18 protein-coding genes are annotated in these 20,357 nt (G+C 65.3%); 16 read left to right on the forward strand and 2 right to left on the reverse strand.

Annotated features, from left to right (window positions below; translation table 11 throughout):
* The 5 genes from AABQ55_RS28260 (at window position 1) to mmsB (ending at window position 5,247) form a co-directional block, all read left to right on the forward strand.
* Window positions 1–702 (forward strand): ABC transporter ATP-binding protein, encoded by a 702-nt coding sequence (locus AABQ55_RS28260; protein ID WP_244770617.1) that lies wholly within the window; start codon window positions 1–3, stop codon window positions 700–702.
* A gap of 4 nt (window positions 703–706) precedes the next feature.
* Complete coding sequence (locus tag AABQ55_RS28265) at window positions 707–1,594, forward strand: branched-chain amino acid ABC transporter permease (RefSeq protein ID WP_272808216.1); 888 nt, start codon at window positions 707–709, stop codon at window positions 1,592–1,594.
* A 1-nt stretch (window position 1,595) separates the two neighbouring features.
* A complete protein-coding gene (locus AABQ55_RS28270) occupies window positions 1,596–2,600 on the forward strand; it encodes a branched-chain amino acid ABC transporter permease (protein ID WP_272808215.1) in 1,005 nt (334 codons plus the stop codon).
* 99 nt (window positions 2,601–2,699) lie between these two features.
* A complete protein-coding gene (locus tag AABQ55_RS28275; RefSeq protein ID WP_272808214.1) occupies window positions 2,700–4,295 on the forward strand; it encodes a GMC family oxidoreductase in 1,596 nt (531 codons plus the stop codon).
* 64 nt (window positions 4,296–4,359) lie between these two features.
* Complete coding sequence (mmsB, locus tag AABQ55_RS28280) at window positions 4,360–5,247, forward strand: 3-hydroxyisobutyrate dehydrogenase (RefSeq protein ID WP_272808213.1); 888 nt, start codon at window positions 4,360–4,362, stop codon at window positions 5,245–5,247.
* A 23-nt stretch (window positions 5,248–5,270) separates the two neighbouring features.
* On the opposite strand, the gene AABQ55_RS28285 is transcribed toward mmsB, so the two are convergent.
* Both AABQ55_RS28285 and AABQ55_RS28290 read right to left on the reverse strand, forming a co-directional pair.
* Window positions 5,271–7,691, reverse strand: coding sequence for a GcvT family protein (locus AABQ55_RS28285; RefSeq protein ID WP_272808212.1), 2,421 nt, complete (start codon window positions 7,689–7,691; stop codon window positions 5,271–5,273).
* Between the two features lie 222 nt (window positions 7,692–7,913).
* Entirely contained in the window at window positions 7,914–8,801 is an 888-nt protein-coding gene (locus AABQ55_RS28290; protein ID WP_244770611.1) for a LysR substrate-binding domain-containing protein, read from the reverse strand.
* Window positions 8,802–9,029: 228 nt separating this feature from the next.
* Between AABQ55_RS28290 and AABQ55_RS28295 the strand changes: the two genes are divergently transcribed.
* The 11 genes from AABQ55_RS28295 to AABQ55_RS28345 all read left to right on the forward strand — a co-directional run bounded on the left by AABQ55_RS28295 (window position 9,030) and on the right by AABQ55_RS28345 (window position 20,314).
* Window positions 9,030–10,565: a trimethylamine methyltransferase family protein gene (locus AABQ55_RS28295; protein ID WP_272808211.1), complete on the forward strand. Its 1,536-nt coding sequence runs from the start codon at window positions 9,030–9,032 to the stop codon at window positions 10,563–10,565.
* 73 nt (window positions 10,566–10,638) lie between these two features.
* The gene (locus AABQ55_RS28300; protein ID WP_432349633.1) at window positions 10,639–11,574 is read left to right on the forward strand and encodes a GlxA family transcriptional regulator; all 936 of its coding nucleotides are present in this window, start codon (window positions 10,639–10,641) and stop codon (window positions 11,572–11,574) included.
* A gap of 91 nt (window positions 11,575–11,665) precedes the next feature.
* Window positions 11,666–12,970, forward strand: coding sequence for a M24 family metallopeptidase (locus tag AABQ55_RS28305; protein ID WP_272808209.1), 1,305 nt, complete (start codon window positions 11,666–11,668; stop codon window positions 12,968–12,970).
* Window positions 12,970–13,650, forward strand: coding sequence for an isochorismatase family protein (locus AABQ55_RS28310; protein WP_272808208.1), 681 nt, complete (start codon window positions 12,970–12,972; stop codon window positions 13,648–13,650). Before AABQ55_RS28305 ends, AABQ55_RS28310 begins: the two co-directional genes overlap by 1 nt.
* 24 nt (window positions 13,651–13,674) lie before the next feature.
* Complete coding sequence (locus AABQ55_RS28315; RefSeq protein ID WP_244770606.1) at window positions 13,675–14,337, forward strand: ABC transporter permease; 663 nt, start codon at window positions 13,675–13,677, stop codon at window positions 14,335–14,337.
* Window positions 14,334–15,449 (forward strand): ABC transporter ATP-binding protein, encoded by a 1,116-nt coding sequence (locus tag AABQ55_RS28320; protein WP_272808207.1) that lies wholly within the window; start codon window positions 14,334–14,336, stop codon window positions 15,447–15,449. The genes AABQ55_RS28315 and AABQ55_RS28320 overlap by 4 nt, the downstream gene beginning before the upstream one ends.
* Complete coding sequence (locus AABQ55_RS28325) at window positions 15,446–16,204, forward strand: ABC transporter permease (RefSeq protein ID WP_244770604.1); 759 nt, start codon at window positions 15,446–15,448, stop codon at window positions 16,202–16,204. The genes AABQ55_RS28320 and AABQ55_RS28325 overlap by 4 nt, the downstream gene beginning before the upstream one ends.
* Window positions 16,205–16,227: 23 nt before the next feature.
* The gene (locus AABQ55_RS28330; protein WP_272808206.1) at window positions 16,228–17,118 is read left to right on the forward strand and encodes a glycine betaine ABC transporter substrate-binding protein; all 891 of its coding nucleotides are present in this window, start codon (window positions 16,228–16,230) and stop codon (window positions 17,116–17,118) included.
* Window positions 17,119–17,257: 139 nt separating this feature from the next.
* Window positions 17,258–18,382 carry a mandelate racemase/muconate lactonizing enzyme family protein gene (locus tag AABQ55_RS28335; RefSeq protein WP_272808205.1) on the forward strand — a complete coding sequence of 375 codons (1,125 nt, stop codon included), beginning with the start codon at window positions 17,258–17,260 and terminating at the stop codon, window positions 18,380–18,382.
* The gene (locus AABQ55_RS28340; protein ID WP_272808204.1) at window positions 18,379–19,386 is read left to right on the forward strand and encodes an Ldh family oxidoreductase; all 1,008 of its coding nucleotides are present in this window, start codon (window positions 18,379–18,381) and stop codon (window positions 19,384–19,386) included. The genes AABQ55_RS28335 and AABQ55_RS28340 overlap by 4 nt, the downstream gene beginning before the upstream one ends.
* A gap of 28 nt (window positions 19,387–19,414) precedes the next feature.
* On the forward strand, window positions 19,415–20,314 hold the full coding sequence (locus AABQ55_RS28345; protein ID WP_288085347.1) for a glycine betaine ABC transporter substrate-binding protein: 900 nt from the start codon (window positions 19,415–19,417) through the stop codon (window positions 20,312–20,314).
* Window positions 20,315–20,357: the final 43 nt, after the last annotated feature.

Genomic DNA, 20,357 nt, shown 5'->3' on the forward strand with positions numbered 1-20,357 from the left:
ATGGGAGCGCTTCTTCAGGTTGGCAACCTGCATGCCTGGTATGGCGAAAGCCACGTCCTGCACGGCGTCGACATGTCGGTCGGCGAGGGCGAGATGATCACCATCCTCGGCCGCAACGGCGTCGGCAAGACGACGACGCTGAGAACGATCATGGGCATCATCCGCCAGCGCCGCGGTGAGATCCGCTTCGCCGGCCGCGACATGCTGTCGGTGCCGCTTCACCGCACCGCCCATGCCGGTATCGGTTTCGTGCCGGAGGAGCGCGGCATCTTCGCGAGCCTCACCGTCGAGGAAAACCTGCTGCTGCCGCCGGTCGTGGCGGATGGCGGCATGGCGCTCGACGAGATCTACGAGCTCTTCCCGAACCTCCTGGAACGCCGGACGAGCCCCGGAACGAAACTGTCCGGCGGCGAGCAGCAGATGCTGGCCATGGCGCGCATCCTGCGCACCGGCGTCCGTCTCCTGATCCTCGACGAACCGACGGAGGGCCTCGCGCCGGTGATCGTGCAGCGCATCGGCGAGGTGCTGAGGAAGCTCAAGGCGCGGGGCATGACCATCCTGCTCGTCGAGCAGAACTTCCGCTTCGCGAGCAAGATCGCCGACCGCTTCTATCTGATGGACCATGGCCGGATGGTGGCGGATTTCCCGGTTTCGGAACTGCCGGACCGCATGACCATGCTCCACAAAGTCCTCGGAGTCTGACGCCATGACGACGATCTTCGGTATTCCCCTGCAGGCATTCCTCGGCCAGTTGCTGATCGGGCTGATCAACGGCTCGTTCTATGCCCTCCTGAGCCTCGGCCTCGCCGTCATCTTCGGCCTCCTGCGGGTGATCAACTTCGCGCATGGCGCACAATACATGCTGGGCGCTTTCGTCGCCCTGCTGCTCCTGCAATATCTCGGGGTCAACTATTGGCTGGCGCTGCTGATCGCGCCGCTCGTCGTCGGCCTGTTCGGGGCGCTGATCGAGCGCACGATGCTGAGCCGCCTCTACGACCTCGACCCGCTCTACGGCCTGCTCTTCACCTTCGGCCTGGCGCTGACGATCGAAGGCACGTTCCGCTATCTCTACGGCGCGGCCGGCCAGCCCTATTCGGTGCCGCCGTCGCTTGCCGGCGGCACCAATCTCGGCTTCATGTTCCTGCCCAACTATCGCGGCTGGGTCGTCGTGGTCTCGCTCGTCACCTGCCTCGGAACCTGGCTCCTGATCGAGAAGACCAAGCTCGGCTCCTACCTTCGTGCGGCGACCGAGAACACTGTGCTCGTGCAGGCCTTCGGCATCAACGTGCCGCTGCTCCTGACCCTCACCTACGGCCTCGGCGCCGCGCTCGCCGCCTTCGCCGGCGTGCTCGCCGCGCCGATCTACCAGGTCTCGCCGCTGATGGGCACGAACCTCATCATCGTGGTCTTCGCGGTGGTCGTCGTGGGCGGCATGGGCTCGATCCTCGGTGCGATCGTCACGGGCTACATGCTCGGGATCGCCGAAGGCCTCACCAAGGTCTTCTATCCCGAGGCCTCGAACATCGTGATCTTCGTCATCATGGCCATCGTGCTCCTGCTTCGGCCGGCTGGTCTCTTCGGGAAGGATGCGTGACATGGCGGACATGGCTGAAACGACCGAAACCGGCGGGCGGACGGAGGCGCACAGCGCCATGGCGTCTTCGATCCGGCTTGGTTTCCTCCTGGTGGGGCTTGCCGCGCTCGCCGTCGCGCCCGCCTTCCTCTACCCCGTGTTCCTGATGAAGCTCCTGTGCTTCGCCCTCTTTGCCTGCGCCTTCAACCTGCTGATCGGTTATACGGGCCTGCTCTCCTTCGGGCATGCGGCCTTCTTCGGCGGCGCGGCCTATTTCACCGCGCATGCGGTCAAGGAGTGGCACTGGACGCCGGAACTGGGCGTGCTGCTCGGCGTTTTCGGCGCGGCCGTGCTCGGCCTCGTCATCGGCTTCTTCGCCATCCGCCGGCAGGGCATCTATTTCGCGATGATCACGCTGGCGCTCTCGCAGATGTTCTATTTCTTCTGCCTGCAGGCGGAGTTCACCAAGGGCGAGGACGGCATCCAGGGCGTGCCGCGCGGCCATCTCTTCGGCCTGGTCGACCTCTCGGTCTCCACCAACATGTACTATTTCACGCTCGCCGTCTTCGTGATCGGGCTGCTTATCATCTGGCGCTTCGTCAACTCGCCCTTCGGCATGATCCTGAAATCGATCCGCGAGAACGAGCAACGCGCCGTCTCGCTCGGCTACTCGGTGCAGTACTACAAGCTCGGCGCCTTCGTCATGTCGGCGGCGCTTGCCGGGCTTGCCGGCGGGGTCAAGGCGCTGGTCTTCCAGTTCGCGACGCTGACCGACGTCACCTGGCAGATGTCCGGCGAGGTGATCCTGATGACGCTGCTCGGCGGCATCGGCACGCTCATCGGCCCCGTCTTCGGCGCCGGGCTGGTCGTGACCTTGCAGAACTACCTCGCCACGTCCGACTTCCCCGTGACGATCGTGACGGGCGTGGTCTTCATGGCGTGCGTGCTGCTCTTCCGCCGCGGCGTGGTCGGCGAGTTCTATGCCTCCCGCCTCGGGCGGCGGCTGGGCTTCGAGCACAGGCGGTAGGGAACCGGGGCCGGCCGCCGGCCCCGCTTGCGACAATCAGGATCATGGCGACCTGCTGCTCCCCATCGAGCGCGGGAACGATGGACGACGGAGGCTGGAATGGAGGAATACGACTATATCATCGTCGGCGCGGGAAGCGCGGGAAGCGTGCTGGCGAACCGCCTTTCGGCGGACGGCGCCAATCGCGTCCTGCTGCTGGAAGCCGGCGGCAGCGACAACTATCACTGGATCCATATCCCGGTCGGCTATCTCTATTGCATCAACAATCCGCGCACCGACTGGTGTTTCCGCACCGAGCCGGAAGAGGGGCTGAACGGGCGCGCCCTCAACTATCCGCGCGGGAAGGTGCTCGGCGGCTGCTCCTCGATCAACGGCATGATCTACATGCGCGGCCAGGCGCGCGACTACGACCTCTGGCGCCAGGCGGGCTGCGACGGCTGGGGCTGGGAGGACGTGCTGCCCTATTTCCGCAAATCGGAAGACCACTATGGCGGTGCTGACGAGATGCACGGGGTCGGCGGCGAATGGCGGGTCGAGACGTCGCGCGTGCGCTGGGCGGTGCTCGACGCCTTCCGCAAGGCCGCGGAAGAAGCCGGCATCCCGCCGACGGCGGATTTCAACCGCGGCGACAACGAGGGCTCCGCCTATTTCGACGTCAACCAGCGGTCGGGCATTCGCTGGAACACGGCGAAGGCGTTCCTGAAACCTGCCAGAGGCCGCAGCAACCTGACGATCCTCACCAAGGCGCAGGCAAGCCGGCTGGTGATCGAGAACGGGGAGGTCACGGGCGTTGAGTTCCAGCGCGACGGCGTCGCCCGAAACGTCAGGGCGCGGCGGGAAACCATCCTCAGTGCCGGGGCGATCGGCTCGCCGCACATCCTCGAGCTTTCCGGCGTCGGGCGGGGCGAGGTACTGCAGCAGGCGGGCGTGCCGGTGGTTGCTGAGGTGCGAGGGGTCGGTGAAAACCTGCAGGATCATCTGCAGCTTCGCCTGGTTTACAAGGTGACGGGCGTGCCGACGCTGAACGAGAAGGCGAGCAGCCTGGTCGGCAAGGCGTCGATCGGCCTGGAATATGCACTGCGCCGGTCCGGCCCGATGTCCATGGCGCCGAGCCAGCTCGGCATCTTCACCCGTTCCGGCCCGGACAGGGAGACGCCGGACCTGCAATATCATGTGCAGCCCGTCTCGCTCGACAGGTTCGGCGATCCCGTGCACCGTTTCCCGGCCATGACGGCAAGCGTATGCAACCTGCGGCCGGAAAGCCGTGGCTCGGTCCATCTCAACGGCCCTGATTTTTCCATGCAGCCGCAGATCCGCCCGAACTATCTCTCGACGGAGGGCGACCGGGACGTTGCCGTCCGCGCGATCCGCCTGACGCGCGAGATCGTCGCCAAGCCGGCCTTCGCGCGCTTCCGGCCCGAGGAATACAAGCCCGGCCCGTCCTACGAGACCGACGCGGAGCTGAAACGGGCTGCCGGCGACATCGGCACCACCATCTTCCATCCCGTCGGCACGCTGCGGATGGGCAGCGACGCCGAGAGCGTCGTCGATCCGCGGCTGCGGCTGCGCGCGCTCGGCCGCCTGCGTGTCGCCGATGCCTCGATCATGCCGCGGATCACCTCCGGCAACACCAATTCGCCAACCATCATGATCGCCGAAAAGGCGGCGGACATGATCCTTGCCGACAACCGGTAGGGGAGCACGGTCGAGGCTTATCTTGCGGGCAACGAACCGCTTTTGCGGATGAAGTGAGGAAGACATGACGAAGATCGCATTTGTTGGCCTCGGCAATATGGGTGGCCCCATGGCGGCCAATCTGGTGAAGGCCGGCCATGCCGTCGCCGGCTTCGACCTTTCCGAGGCATCCCGGGCGTCGGCGGCCGCGGCCGGCATTTCGGTGGCCGCGACGCTTGCCGATGCCGTTGCCGATGCCGAATGCGTTGTCACCATGCTGCCGAAGGGCGCGCATGTCCTGTCCGTCTGGGGCGAGCTTTGCGGGCTCGTGAAGGATCGCACGCTGATGATCGACAGTTCGACCATCGACGTGGAGAGCGCGCGCAAGGCGCATGCGCTCGCCGCCGGACGTGGCTGCCCGTCTCTCGACGCCCCGGTCTCCGGCGGCACGGGCGGTGCGGCGGCGGCCACGCTCACCTTCATGGCCGGCGGAGAGGGCGCTGCCTTCGGGCAGGCCGAGCCTATCCTCGCCGCCATGGGCCGCAGGATCGTGCATTGCGGCGGTGCCGGTGCCGGACAGGCCGCGAAGATCTGCAACAACATGATCCTCGGCATCTCGATGATCGGCGTCTGCGAGGCCTTTGCCCTGGGCGAGAGGCTCGGGCTCTCGCACCAGGCCCTTTTCGACGTGGCCTCCACCTCCTCCGGGCAGTGCTGGTCGCTCACGAGCTATTGCCCCGTGCCGGGACCCGTTCCCGGCTCGCCCGCCAACAACGGCTACAAGCCGGGCTTTGCGGCGGCGCTGATGCTGAAGGACCTAATGCTCGCGCAGGAGGCCGCCCTTTCGACCGGCGCGGCGACACCGCTCGGCGGTCTGGCGGCGCAGCTCTACGGGCTTTTCGAGAAGCAGGGCCAGGGTGGCCGCGACTTCTCGGCGATCATCGAGATGCTGCGCGGACTGGAGGAGGCCTGACCGCCTTGCGGCGGCAAGGTCGGCTACATGCGAAGCCTCGTTCCTTCCGCATCGAACGGCGGTTGCTGCAGAATGACGGCGTCGTGCGGGCGGCCGAGGATGGCGACGCTTACCTTGTCGCCCGGCTTCGCCAGGTCGGCATTGATGTAGCAAAGGGCGAGCGACATGCCGACGGTGTAGCCGTAAGCGCCCGAAGAAACCTGGCCGGCCGGGGTTCCATCGGGAAGGAAGATCGGCTCGCCGCCGGTGGCGTCCGCCTCTTCCGCTTCGATCGAGACGATCGAGAGCCTTTGCCTTGCGGGTTCTGCCGCGATTTTCACGTAGGCGTCCTTGTTGAGAAAGGCGCCCTTGTCGATCTTTATCAGACGGTCGAGGCCGCTTTCCTGCGGCCTGTATTCGGGTGAATATTCGCGGCTCCAGCTGCCGTAGCCCTTTTCGATGCGCAGCGAGGTGAGCGCGCGTGCGCCGACGGGGCCTGCACCCAGGTCCCTGCCGGCCTCCAGCAGCGCGTCGTAAAGCGCCACCTGCTCATCGGCGTCGCAGTAGAGCTCCCAGCCGAGATCGCCGGTGAAGGAGACGCGCAACGCGACGACATCGATGCCGGCGACGCTCATCCTGCGGGAGCGCATGAAGGGGAAGCTGCCGTTGGAAAGATCCTCGTTCGTCAGGCGCATCAGCAGCTCGCGCGATTTCGGCCCGGCGACGTTGAAGGCGCAGAGGCGTTCCGTCATCGATGTGAAGCTGGTGTCCTCGGGAAGCGGAACCGCTTTGAAGAAGCGCTGGTGATAGCGTTCCGCCATGCCGGAGCCGAAGACCATGAATTCGTCCCCGGCGAGCTTCGTCACGGTGAAATCGCCCGCGATGCCGCCGCGCCTGCCGATGAGCGGCGTCAGGCAGGAGCGGCCGACCTCCGTCGGCATGCGATTGGCGAAGAGCGCATTCAGCCAGTCCGCGGCGCCAGGCCCCTTCACCGCATATTTGGCGAAGTTGGAGATGTCGATGATGCCGGCATTCTCGCGCAGCATGCGCGCCTCGCGGCCGACCGGTGCCCACCAGTTCTGGCGGGTGAAGCCGGCCGTCTCTTCCTTCGGCTCGCCCTCGGCGGAAAACCAGAGGGGATGCTCCCAGCCGAAGTTGAGGCCGAAGACGGCGCCCATCGCCTTCTGCTTCTCGTAGGCCGGACGAGTGCGGACGGGACGCCCGGCCGCGCGCTCCTCGTTCGGGAAATGGATCTTGAAGCGATGGCTGTACTGGTCCTGCACGCGCGCCTTCGTGAAGGCCTTGCCCGCCCAATGGCCGAAGCGGGCCATGTCCCAGCCGAACATGTCGAGCGACGGCTCGCCCTCGATCATCCATTCCGCCGCGAGCCTGCCCATGCCGCCGGACTGCGAGAAACCGGGGATGATGCCGTTGCAGCAGAAGTAGTTCGCCAGCTCCGGCACGGGGCCGAAGAGGACTGCGCTGTCCGGCGACCAGATCATCGGCCCGTTGATCACGCGCTTGACACCCGCCGTTCCGACGACCGGCACACGGTCGATGGCACGCAGCATGTTCTCCTCGATGCGTTCGAGGTCGTCGGGGAAGAGCTCGTGGCCGAAGCCGGGCGGCGTGCCGTCCTCCGCCCAGAACCGCATGTCGCGCTCGTAGGCGCCGATCAGCAGGCCGAGTCCCTCCTGCCGGAGGTAATATTCGCCGTCGCGGTCGGCGACGGAGGGAAGCCGCCGGTCGAGCGCGGCGATCTCCGGGATGGTCTCGGTCACGAAATACTGGTGTTCGGTCGGCATCAGCGGAAGTTCCAGCCCGGCCATGGCGGCCACTTCGCGGCCCCACAGCCCGGCGGCGTTGACGACCCATCGGGTGCGGATGTCGCCCTTTGGCGTGCGCACGATCCAGCTGCCGTCCGGCTGCGCCTCGGTGCCCGTGACAGGCGTGAAGCGGTGGATTTCCGCACCCCGCTGCCGCGCGCCCGCCGCATAGGCCATCGTCACCCCGGACGGATCGACGTTTCCGCCTTCCGGCTCGTACATGATGCAGCGGATGCCGTCGAAGTCGACGAGCGGGTGCAGGCGCTCCGCCTCGTCGCGGCCGATCTCGTAGAAGTTCATCTTGTAGCGGCGCGCCTTGGCCTCCTGCAGCCTCAGCTGGTGCTCGCGCGCCTCGGTCTGCGCGAGGTAGAGGGAACCCGGCTGGAAGATCCCGCAGCCTTGCCCCGTCTCCACCTCCAGCTCCTTGTAGAGCGCCATCGTATAGTGCTGGAGCAGGCTGATATTGGTGGAGTCGTGCAGGCCATGGATATTGGCCGCCGCATGCCAGGTCGAGCCTGACGTCAGTTCGCTGCGCTCCAGAAGCACGACGTCGGACCAGCCGAGCTTGGTGAGATGGTAGAGAATGGAACAACCGATGAGACCGCCGCCGATGACGACCGCTTGAGCGTGGGAGCGCATAGAATTCCAGCCTTGAACTGATGACCTTTGCACCGGCGAACCTGTGCCGGCAGGCCCAGTCTAGGGGCGGGCGGTTGCTTCCAAAAGGCGGCGGGAGCGGGAAATCAGCCGCTTTTGACCTCGGATGGACAAATAAAACGAGGTCATTGATCCCGCAATTTTCGTTTGTTGCCGGATGGGGCTCGGCTAGTCTGAAGTCGGCCTTTTGCGGCACCGGGCCTATCAGCCGATCACCGTCTGCGCTTCGGCGACGATCCAGTCGCGCACCTTGGCGACGGTCGTTCCTTTCGATGCCTGCCCTTCTGCGAGATAGTAGTTCCATGCGCTCCTGGCGCGGGTCTGGAAGGGCTCGACGAGCAGGCCGCGGTCGACATAGATGCGGGCGAGCGACCAGGTGGTCACGATGCAACCGGCGCCGCTTGCCGCCATCTCGAGCGCGATATTGGTGGAGTTGGTGGAAAGCCGCTTGTCGTTCGCGGAGGCGTCGATGCCGAGCGCATCGGCCATGTCCTGCCAGAATTCCTGTCGTCCATGCACGGCAATCCAGTTGGATGTCAGGACGTCTTGCGGCGTCCTGATCGCATTCTGCCCGTGCACGAGCTGGGGCGCGCAGAGAAGCACGAGCCGGTCGTTCCAGAGCTGCCTGCCGTTTGCCGGCATATTGTCGAAGCGGCGGATGGAAATGAGGATATCGGCGATCTGTTCCGTCGAATCCTCCCAGATCGTGCCGTGCAGGAGGATCTCCACCTCGGGATGTTTCCGGCTGAAGCCGGCGACGCACTTCGCCAGCCAGTTTTCGGCAAGGCTGGTAGGGCAGGAGATGACGACCGTCTTGTTGCGGGCTGAGGCGAGCACGGCTTCCGTCGCGAAATCGATCTGGTTCAGCGCCTGGCGCAGCGTGGGAAGAAAGGCCTCCCCCATTTCCGTCAGCTTGAGGCTGCGCGGATAGCGGATGAAGAGCTGGCGGCCGAGATACTGTTCGAGCGCGCGCACATGATTGCTGATCGCCGCCTGCGTATAGCCCAGCTCGTTGGCCGCGTCCGTGAAGCTCAGGTGCCGGGCGGAGCATTCGAAGGAACGGATATAGTTCAGTGGCGGCGGCGGCTTCATTGCGGATTCCCCTTTTTGCCAGAGGCTAATCCGGTCCCTTCGCGCTGCGCAAGTGCGGGATGCGCCATGACATCGTTTTTCTTGGTCATTGCCGCCGAACTTATCGTGTGAAGACCGGGTCGGGATTGGCCATAGTTCCAGGGAGGCGGAACATAAACGCATGTCCGATGCCGAGGGCTCGTCATTGCCCCCTTGCGGCGGATGCAAGCGTGTGAAAGGCAGTTCTCGATGAGTGACAGACGCGGCGGCGGCCGGCGATCGCGGGCAGGCCGGGGTGGCGGCGGGATTTCGCAGCTGCCGTGGCAGGAGGTCGTCAACACCTATCCTCCGATGCAGCTTCTCGACGAGGAGCGTCTCGAGGCGCTTCACCGCAATTCGATGCGCATTCTCTCCGAGATCGGCATCCGCGTGATGAGCGAAAAGGCGATGGCGCTGTTCGAGAGGGCGGGCGCCATCGTCGACCGCGAGAACCTGACGATCCGCATCGACGAGACCATCGTCGCGGCGGCGCTGGCCACCACGCCGTCCGCCTTCACGCTCACAAGCCGCAATCCGGAAAAACGCCTGACGATCGGCGGCAACACCATGGCCTTCGGCCTCGTCGCCGGCCCGCCGAACGTGCACGATCGGGTCAACGGCCGGCGGCAGGGCAATCTGGCCGACTACCGGAACTTCACGCGGCTGGCCCATTACTTCAACGCGATCCATATCCTCGGGAACCAGGTCTGCGCGCCGATCGAGCTGCCGGCCAATTCGCGCCACCTCGATACCTACAACGCGAATATCACGCTCAGCGATCTCAGCTTCCACTGCACCGCCATCGGCCGGGGGCGCGCTGTCGACGGCATCAACATGATGGCGATCGCGCGGGGCATCGACATCGAGGAGATGCGCCGGTCGCCGGGCGTCATCACGATCATCTCCGTCAACTCGCCCCGGCTCTTCGACGATGCGATGGCGGACGGGCTCATCGCCATGGCCGAGCATGGGCAGCCGGTAACCATCACGCCGTTCACCCTCATGGGCGCCATGACGCCGGTGACGCTGGCGGCGGCGCTCTGCCAGCAGAATGCCGAAGCGCTGTTCGGCGTCACGCTTGCCCAGCTGGTCAATCCCGGCACGCCGGTCATGTACGGCGCGTTCACGTCCAATGTGGACATGCGCTCCGGTGCGCCGGCCTTCGGCACGCCGGAGAACACCAAGGCGAACATCATCGCGGGCCAGCTCGCGCGGCGATACGGGCTGCCCTATCGCACGTCGAATGCCAATGCCTCCAATACCGTCGATCTTCAGGCGGCCTACGAGACGGGGATGGCGACCTGGGGAGCGGTGCTCGGCGGCGCGAACCTCATCTATCACGCGGCGGGCTGGCTCGAAGGCGGGCTGACGGCCTCCTACGAGAAACTCGTGCTCGACGTCGAGATCCTGCAGAACATGATGGGCTTCCTCGCGCCCATGCCCTTCTCCGAGGACGATCTCGGCTTCGAAGCCATCAAGGCGGTGCCGGCCGGCGGACATTTCTTCGGCTCCGAACACACGATGGCGCGATACGAGACGGCCTTCTACCAGCCAATCCTCTCCAACTGGCAGAACTACGGCAGCTGGCAGGAGGCCGGCGGACGCGATGCGCTGGAACGCGCGACCGACGTCTGGCAGCAGGCCTTGCGGGAATACGAGGAGCCGGCGCTCGATCCGGCCATCCGCGAGGAGCTCGACGCCTATATCGTCCGGCGCCGCGAGGAGATCGGGGCAGGGGAGCCATAAGCTTGGAGAACAGCCGGTGAAAGGGTCCGAACCGATCCGCTTTGCGGTTCTGATATTTCCGAACTTCCCGCTGATGGCCTTCAGCTCCATCATCGAGCCCCTGCGTGCGGCGAACACGCTCTCCGGCAGGCAGTGCTATTCCTGGATCACCGTTGCGGCCGGTGAAAGGATCAAGGCGTCGAACGGGATCGGCATCGAGCCGGACTTCCATGTCCGCCGCGCGCCGGAGGTCGACCGGATCGTCGTGTGTTCCGGGGGCGATGCCGAACATCTCGTCGCCGACGAGGAGATGGCGTGGATCCGTAAGAACCTCCGCGCCGGGGCCGAGCTTGGCGCGATCGCCGATGCAGCCTTCTTCCTCGCGCGCAAGGGGCTGCTCGACGGTCATGCCTGCACGCTGCACTGGACCAGCCAGCCCGCGTTCCAGGAGGCTTTCCCGCATCTCGACATGCGCTCCGACCTCTTCGTCATCGACCGCCGCCGCTTCACGTCCGTCGGCGGGATCGGCAGTCTCGACATGATGCTGGAGATGATCCGGCGCGACTATGGCGAAGACCTCGCCGACGGCGTCGCCGGCTGGTACATGCACAGTCCGTTGCGGCCCGACGCCGACCGGCGGCTGCTGACATTGCGCATCCGCAGCGGCATTCGCGACGACCTCGTGCTCTCCGCCGTGGCGATGATGGAGGACGCCATCGAGGACGTGCTGCGGATCGAGGATCTGGCGCGCCGCCTCAATGTCTCGTCCGACAAGCTTGAGCGCTCCTTCAAGGCCGAGCTCGGGACGGCGCCCAATGCCTATTACCGCAATCTGAGGCTCGGCAGGGCCGCAGACATGCTGACGCATTCCAGCCTGCCGGTGAATGAGGTCGCCGTCGCCTGCGGTTTCGGCAATGCGGCCGCCTTCTCCCGGGCCTTCAAGCAGCGGTTTGGCTATGTGCCGCACAGCGTGCGCCGCCGCGTCTCGCGGGCAGGCGAGGCGCCGCGTGCAATCGCGGGACTGAAATAATGGGCGGGTGCGGATTTCGGCATAGAATCTGCGGAATCCGCGCAATTGCGTGCTCCGGTCCTTCTCCATTCTCTTGGAAAAGGAGAACCCCATGAGCATTGTTGTATTCGATCCCGACAGCGTGGAAGACGTGGATTTCAAGGACCGCATGCGCCATCCGGCGGCAGCCGATCCGGCCGGCGGCATGTGGCTTTCCGACACGGAGCCGTCGTTCATCGACGCGGATGCGCTGCGCAAGGGGCGGCTGAGGAAGCTTCGCGACTGGATGCGCGCGGCCGGTTACGGCGCCGTGGTGCTTTTCGATCCCTACAACCAGCGCTATGCGACGGGATCGCGCAACATGTTCGGATATTTCCTGCGCAACTCGACGCGTTATTTCTTCATTCCCACGGAAGGTCCGATCGTCCTTTTCGAATACCCGCAGAGCTATCATGTCTCGATGGTGCTCGACACGATCGACGAGGCACGCCCGTCCAAGCTCGTCTGGTCCTCGGTTTCCGGCAAGGACGACGAGACCGCCGGGCCGTTCGCCGACGAAATCACGGAGCTGCTCAAGCAGCACGGCGGCGGCTCGATGAAGCTCGGCATGGACCGCTGCAGCCACCTTCAGGCGCTCGCGCTCGAAAAGCGCGGCTGCGAGGTCAGGGACTGTCAGGGCGAGATCCTTGCCGTCAGGGCCGTCAAGACGCCGGAGGAGGTCAAGTGCCTTCAGGTCTCGATGGCCGGTGCCGAAGCGGCGGTTGCGGCCGTTCGCGAAGCGATCAAGCCGGGCGTTTCGGAGAACGAGCTTTTCGCGATCATGTATCAGGAGGTCATCCGGCAGGGCGGCGAGTTCATCGAGACGCGCCTTCTCAGTTCCGGACAGCGCACCAATCCCTGGTTCAACGAGGCGAGCGGGCGCAAGATCCGACCCGGCGAGCTGGTCGCCCTCGATACCGATACGATCGGCTGCTACGGCTACTATTCCGATTTCTCGCGCACCTTCCGCTGCGGCCCCGGCAAGCCGACGCCCTACCAGAAATCGCTCTACCGGATGGCCTACGAACAGGTTCAGCACAATATCGCTATCGTCAAGCCGGGCATGGCCTTCCGCGAGATCGCCGAAAAGGCATGGAAGATACCCGACCGCTTCGTCGACCAGCGTTACACGTCGGTGATGCACGGCGTCGGCATGCACGGCGAGACGCCGTTCATCGCCCATGCGATCGACTACGAGACCTATGGCCGCGACGGCCATCTCGTGCCCGGCATGGTCGTCTCCGTCGAGAGCTATATCGGCGAAAAGGGCGGCCGCGAGGGCGTGAAGCTCGAAGACGAGATCCTGATCACGGAAACCGGCACGGAGCTGCTGTCGCGCTTTCCCTATGAGGATGAATTCCTGAGCGGGGAGATTTGATGAGGAAGCCGTTGCGGATCGAACATGCGAAGGCTGCGGGTCTCTTCATCGACCTCCAGGAGGAGCATCGCCATGACGAGCGCTATCTCGTGGAAGGATACGACACCGTCCTTCGCAATGCCGCCTGCCTCCAGGCGGCGGCGCGGCGCAACGGCATTCCCGTCTTCCACTGCGCCTACATCGTCGATCTCGCCGACCACGCCCGCCCGTTCCATCCCGCGGGACCGGACGGGCGTTCCGCATTCAGCGACAAGGACGATCCGCTGACGGCGATCTGTCCCGAGGTCGCTCCGCGGGCGTCGGAGCGGCTGCTCGTCAAGAACGAGGCGAGCGCCTTCGGCAAAAGTCCGCTCATCGCGGAACTGCGCGAGCGCGGCGTGGAATGGCTGATGGTCGCCGGCGTATGGACCGAGGCCTGCGTCGACGCGACGGTCAAGGACGCGATCAATCTCGGCCTGCATGTCCTGCTCGTCAAGGACGCCTGCGGCAGCGGCGGCCTTGCGATGCACCAGACGGGCATCCTCAACCTTGCGAACCGCCTCTATGGCGGCGCGGTCGTCGATACGCAGGCCGCCTGCGCCCTCATGGACGGCGATACGGTCGAGGCATGGCAGATCGAGGGATCCGTGCCCCTGCGCTTCACGTTTGAGAATGCCGCCGAAATCTACGGGCAACTCTAGTCAAGGAAAGGCAGGCCGCAGCGAATGGAGATCGTCCGGTTCATCATCGACAATCTGGACATCATCGGCGCGCGCGCGATCGAGCACATCTCGATCGTCTTCCTGGCCGTCGGCATCGCGGTCGCCACGGCGGTGCCGATCGGCATTGCCATCACGCAGTCGAAGAGCACGGCCGATACCGTTCTCTATCTTGCGTCGATGATGATCACTGTTCCCTCGATCGCCCTGTTCGGCCTGATGATCCCGCTCCTGTCGCCGATCGGGCACGGCATCGGCTATGTGCCCGCCGTCGTGGCCGTCGTGCTCTATTCCCAGCTTCCCATCATCCGCAACACCTACACCGCCATCACCAATGTCGATCCGGCGCTGCGCGAGGCGGCCAAGGGCATGGGAATGAGCACTTGGCAACGTCTGCGGCAGGTCGAGATCCCGCTCGCCATTCCGGTCATCATGGCGGGCGTGCGCACCGCCGTCGTCATGAACATCGGCGTGACGGCGATCGCGGCCTATATCGGAGCGGGCGGACTCGGCACCTTCATCTCGCGGGGCATCAGCCAGTCCGATCCCCGCCAGCTGGTGACGGGCGCGCTTGCGGTCTCGCTGCTGGCAATCGCCGCCGACCTTTTCCTGGCGCTCGTGCAGCGCCTCCTCACGTCACGCGGCATCCAGGGGGACGTCACGCAATGATCCGGCTCGAGAACCTGACGAAGCACTTCGGCCCCGCGCACAATCCCTTCGTGGCGGTCGACAATGTCAACCTCGACCTTCCCACCGGCGAGATCTGCGTGCTGCTCGGTCCGTCGGGTTGCGGCAAGACGACGACGATGAAGATGATCAACCGGCTTATCCAGCCGACCAGCGGCAAGGTCTTCATCGACGGCAAGGACACCGGCACCGTCGATGCGATCGAGCTTCGGCGCTCCATCGGCTATGTGATCCAGCAGATCGGCCTGTTTCCGAACAAGACGATCGAGGAGAATATCTGTGTCGTGCCCGATCTTCTCGGCTGGGACCGCCGGAAGTCGCGCATGCGCGCCAAGGAGCTCCTGGAGCTCGTGGGCCTTCAGCCCGACCTCTTTCTCAAGCGCTATCCGAAGGAGCTTTCGGGCGGCCAGCAGCAGCGCGTCGGCGTCCTGCGCGCGCTCGCGGCGGACCCGCCGGTCATGCTGATGGACGAGCCGTTCGGCGCGATCGATCCCATAAACCGCGAGGTCATCCAGGAAGAATTCCTGAAGATGCAGAAGACGATCCGCAAGACGATCATCTTCGTCTCGCACGATCTCGACGAGGCGGTGAAGATGGCGGACAGGATCGCGATCTTCCGCGGCGGAAAACTCGAACAGTATGCAACGCCCGACGACCTGCTCGCCCGCCCCGCCAACAGCTTCATCGAGGATTTCCTCGGCTCCGACCGGGCGCTCAAGCGCCTCAGGCTGATCCCGGTGCGGAATGCCATGCAGACCGATTTCATAACGGTCCAGAGCTCGGATTCGGTCGAGAGCGCCCTGGAACGCATGCGGTCGTCGGGCAGCGCCGCCGCCTTTGTGCTCGACGCGGAGGGCGTGCCGCAATCCCTTCTGAGCGCACAGGTCGCGGGCGCGCGCTCCGGTGCGGTCGCCGATCATGCGGAACCCGTAAAGGGCGCCGTGCCGGTCAGCGGCGATCTGCGGCACGCGGTGTCGCTGATGTTCGCCCACGACATGCCCCTGCTGCCCTGCGTCGACGAGGCCGGCAGGCTGGCCGGCGTGATGAGCTATCGTTCCATCGTGCACAATCTCGGCCACGGGGAGACCGCATGAGCGCTCCCGCCATCCTGACCACGCCGCCACAGGAACGCCGCCGCCCCGCGCTCGCCCCGGTGCTCGTGCTGGTCGTGCTGGCGGGCGCGGTCGCCTGGCTGTGGTCGAGCGGCATGGCGGAGGAGATCCTCACCTATTCCGACGATATCTCCTACCTTGCCGTACAGCACCTGGAGCTCGTCGCCTGGGCCGGTGGACTTGCCATCCTCACGGCCGTGCCTGTAGGCATCGTGCTTTCCCGGCCTGCCTTCCGCGCCATTTCCGAGGCGGCGATGCAGGTCTTCAACATCGGCAGCACCGTGCCGACGCTGGCGATCCTTGCGCTTTCCATGACGCTGCTCGGCATCGGCACGGTGCCCGCGGTGTTCGGCCTGTGGGCCGCCACCCTTCTTCCGATCGTGCGCAACACCTATGCCGGCCTGCGCGCGGTGCCGCCCCACCTCGTGGAGGCGGCAACCGGCATGGGCATGACGCCGCGGCAGGTCCTGTGGCGTGTCGAGCTTCCAAACGCCCTCTTCGTCATCTTCGGCGGCATCCGCACGGCGCTCGCGATCTGCGTCGGCTCGGCGCCGCTGGTCTTTCTGATCGGCGCGGGCGGGCTTGGCGAACTGATCTTCACCGGGATCGCGCTGGACGAACTCCCGATGATGATGGCCGGGGCCATTCCCACGGCATTGATTGCGGTCCTGGTCGACTTCGTTTTCGGCCAGATCCAGTACCACCTCGTTCCACGAGGGATAAATCCGTTGCGATAACAAGAAAAGAGAGAGGAACTGAAATGACCTTCGTACCGAAACTTGCCAAGACCCTTTTGTCGGCGGCGGCCATCGCTCTTGCCGCGACGTCCGCCTTCGCTGCGACGATCACCGTCGGCGGGAAGAACTTCACCGAACAGCTGATCATCGCCGAAATCACCAAGCAGCTCCTCGGGAGCAAGGGCTACACCGTCGACAAGAAGGACGGCATGGGGACCAAGATCGTCCGCGCCGCGCTGGAGAACGGCGAGGTGGACCTCTACTGGGAATATACGGGCACGTCGCTCATCACCTTCAACAAGGTGACGGAGCGGCTTTCGCCGGAGGAGACCTACAACCGCGTCAAGCAGCTGGATGGCGAAAAGGGCCTCGTCTGGCTGGCGCCGTCCACGGCGAACAACACCTATGCCTATGTCGTCAAGCCGGGCAATGCCAAGACGGAAGGCCTGGAGACGATCTCCGACCTTGCCAAGGCCTATAACGACGGCAAGCCGATCCTCATGGGCACGACCGCCGAGTTTCCGAAGCGTCCGGACGGCCTGATCGGCCTGCAGGAAGTCTACGGGTTCGAGGCGGGCCGCGCCAATGTCCGGCCGATGGATCTCGGCCTCGCCTACAACGCGCTCGCCAACGGCGATCTCGACACGATCGCCGCACAGGCGACCGATGGCCAGATCGCCGCCCTCGGCCTGAAGGTGCTGAAGGACGACAAGGGCTTCTTCCCGAACTATGCACTGACCCCCGTCGTGCGCAAGGAGGTGCTCGACGAGCATCCCGATCTCAAGGACGCGCTCGAAGCGATCTCGACGAAGCTCGACGACGCCACGATGCAGCGTTTGAACAGCGAGGTCGACGTCGAGAAGAAGACCATCGAGACCGTTGCCGCCGACTACCTGAAGCCGCTCGGCATGTAAGCCGGCGCTTTTCGCGTCTCATTACCAGTCTCGCCCGCCTGCGGGTCCTGCAGGCGGGAGGGGAAGAGGCGTGCCGGAAGCCGGCCGCCGCATGCAGGAAGCCGGGCAATGCCGGCCGTCGTTTCGAGGAATCCCGGGAATGGTCAAGATATCAAGCATCCGCATCCGTCCGCTGGTCCTGCCTTTGAAGCAGCCCTATCACTGGTCCTACGGCATTCGGGAATCCTTTGCCGTCAATCTCATCGAGATCGAGGCGGATGACGGCACCGTCGGTATCGGCGAGTGCACGGTCGCACCGGACCAGACCGGCACGGCGGCCATCCTCCAGCGCCTCGCCGGCCATCTCGTCGGCCATTCGCCGCATGATGTGGCCCCGCTCATCGCGCGCATCTTCCACCGGGAATATCTCGGGCACGGCGCGAACATCATGCGGGCCGCCAACCAGATGTTCTCCGGCATCGACATGGCCATGTGGGACCTCCAGGGCAAGCTTGCCGGCCTTCCCGTCCACCAGCTGCTCGGCGGCGCGCACCGCAAGGCGGTCGGCTACTTCTATTTCCTCCAGGGCGAGACGGCCGAGGAGCTTGCGCGCGACGCCGCTGCCGGCCACGCCAATGGCGAGCGGGTCTTCTATCTCAAGGTCGGCCGCGGCGAGAAGCTGGACCTCGAAATCACCGCCGCGGTCCGCCGCGAGATCGGCGATGCGCGCCTGCGCCTCGACGCGAACGAGGGCTGGAGCGTGCATGACGCGATCAACATGTGCCGCAAGCTGGAGAAATACGACATCGAGTTCATCGAGCAGCCGACGGTGAGCTGGAGCATTCCCGCAATGGCGCATGTGCGCGAGAAGGTCGGCATTCCGATCGTGGCGGACCAGGCCGCTTTCACGCTCTACGACGTCTACGAGATCTGCCGCCAGCGGGCCGCCGACATGATCTGCATCGGCCCGCGCGAGATCGGCGGCATACAGCCGATGATGAAGGCGGCGGCCGTGGCGGAATCCGCCGGGCTGAAGATCTGCATCCATTCGTCCTTCACTACGGGCATCACCACCTGCGCCGAACATCACATCGGGCTTGCCATCCCCAATCTCGACGACGGCAACCAGATCATGTGGCAGCTCGTCGAGAAGGATATCGTGTCCTCCCCGGGCCTTGCCCCGAGGAACGGCTGGCTCGATGCCTTCAAGATGTCGGGGCTGGGTTTCACCCTCGCCGACGACCTCGTCGCCGCGGGCGAAAGACGCTACGCGGCCAGCCGATGAGCACGGTCGAGACGACCCGTGAAACGATCGAGGCGGTTTGCCTCGCCGCGCTGGAGAAGCATGGCGCGACCGTCGACAACGCGCGCCCCGTGGCGCAGGCGATCGCCAGGGCGGAGGCCGGCGGAAACCGTGTCTGCGGCCTCTACTACCTGCCGATCTTCTGCCGGCATCTGACGATCGGCAAGGTGGATGGAAAGGCCGTTCCCGATGTGGCGCCACGCGGCGCCACGGTGACGGTCGATGCGCGATGCGGCTTCGCGCATCCCGCCATCGCGGCCGGTACGCCGGCCCTGGTCGATGCGGCCCGCCGGTCCGGCATCGGGGCGATGGCGGTGCGCAACTCCTATAATTGTCTCGCGCTTGCTCATCACGTCCTCCCGCTCGCGGAAAACGGCCTGATCGGTCTTTGCCTGTCGAATGCGCCGGCCTCCGTCGCGCCGCCCGGTGCGACACAGGCACTCTTCGGAACGAACCCGCTCGCCTTCGCCGTGCCTTCGGCGGAAGCTCCCCCTATTGTCGTCGACCAGAGCATGAGCGCCGTCACCAAGACGGAGATGATCCTCCGCCGCAATCGCGGCGAGGCGATCCCGGCGGGCTGGGCACAGGACAGGCATGGACGGCCGACGACCGATGCGGCCACCGGCCTGGAAGGCTCGCTCCTGCCGGCCGGCGGCCGCAAGGGCGCCAATATCGCCCTCCTTGTCGAAATCCTGGCCGCCGCGCTGACCGGTTCGGTCCTCAGCACGGAGGCGAGCGCCTTCGGCAACGATGAGGGCGGCCCGCCGTGCGTCGGGCAGTTCCTGATCGCGATCGATCCCGGCCATTTCTCCGCCGGTCACTTCCCCGAGGCCATCGGCCGGCTGGCCACGGCTCACGAGGCCGCAGGCGCGAGGTTTCCCGGGCGATCCGGGAGAAACCAGCCTGTCCGCGTCGACGCCGAACTCTGGGAGACGGCGGTGCGGCTTTCGGCATCGAACGACGCGGCAGACCCTCAAGTGAGTTGAACAACGACAGAACGAAGGGAACGACATGATGCGCATCATCGATAACCTGAAGACTGCCATTCAGGCCGCACTGGTCGCCGGTCTTGCCATGACCGCCGCCGGCGCGGCCGCGGCACAGGACATCAAGGTCGGCGGCAAGGATTTCACGGAGCAGTTCCTGCTTGCCGAAATGACGACGCAGCTCCTGCAGAAGAACGGCTTCACGGTGAGCAAGCGGGACGGAATGGGCACCAACATCGTCCGCGCCGCCTTGGAGAACGGCGAGATCGACGTCTACTGGGAATATACCGGCACGGCGCTCGTCAACTTCAACAAGATCACCGATCGCCTGACACCGGATGAAACCTACAGGATCGTCAAGGAAAAGGATGCCGAGCGCGGCATCACCTGGCTTTCGCCGTCGCGCGCCAACAACACCTATGCGCTTGCGATCCGCAAGGACAATCCGAAGACCGACGGAATGGCGAGCCTGTCGGACCTGGCTGCCGCCTACAATGCCGGCAAGGACCCGGTGATGGCAACGACCGCGGAGTTTCCCAAGCGGCAGGACGGGTTGCTCGGCCTCCAGGAAACCTACGGCTTCGAGGCGGGCCGGAGGAATATCCGGCCGATGGAAATCGGGCTGGTCTTTCCCGCCCTTCAGAACGGGGACGTCGATCTTGCGGTCGTCGCCGCGACGGATGGCCGGATCGCCGCCATGGACCTCGTCCTGCTCGACGACGACCGGCATTTCTTCCCGGACTATGCGCTGGTGCCGACGATCCGGAGCGATGTCCTGGAAGCCAATCCCAGGCTTGGCGAGCTCCTCGATCAGCTTTCCGCCAAACTGGACGACGCGACCATGCAGCAGTTGAACGGCGAGATCGACGTGCGGAAGAAGTCGATCGAAGAGGTGGCAGCCGCATTCCTGGCGTCGAACGGCCTCTAGCTCCCCTGTCGGACCCCTGTCCGGCCCGCTTGCCGCGCTGGCG

Source organism: Shinella sp. WSD5-1 (assembly GCF_963942435.1).
Taxonomy (GTDB): Bacteria; Pseudomonadota; Alphaproteobacteria; order Rhizobiales; family Rhizobiaceae; genus Shinella; species Shinella yambaruensis.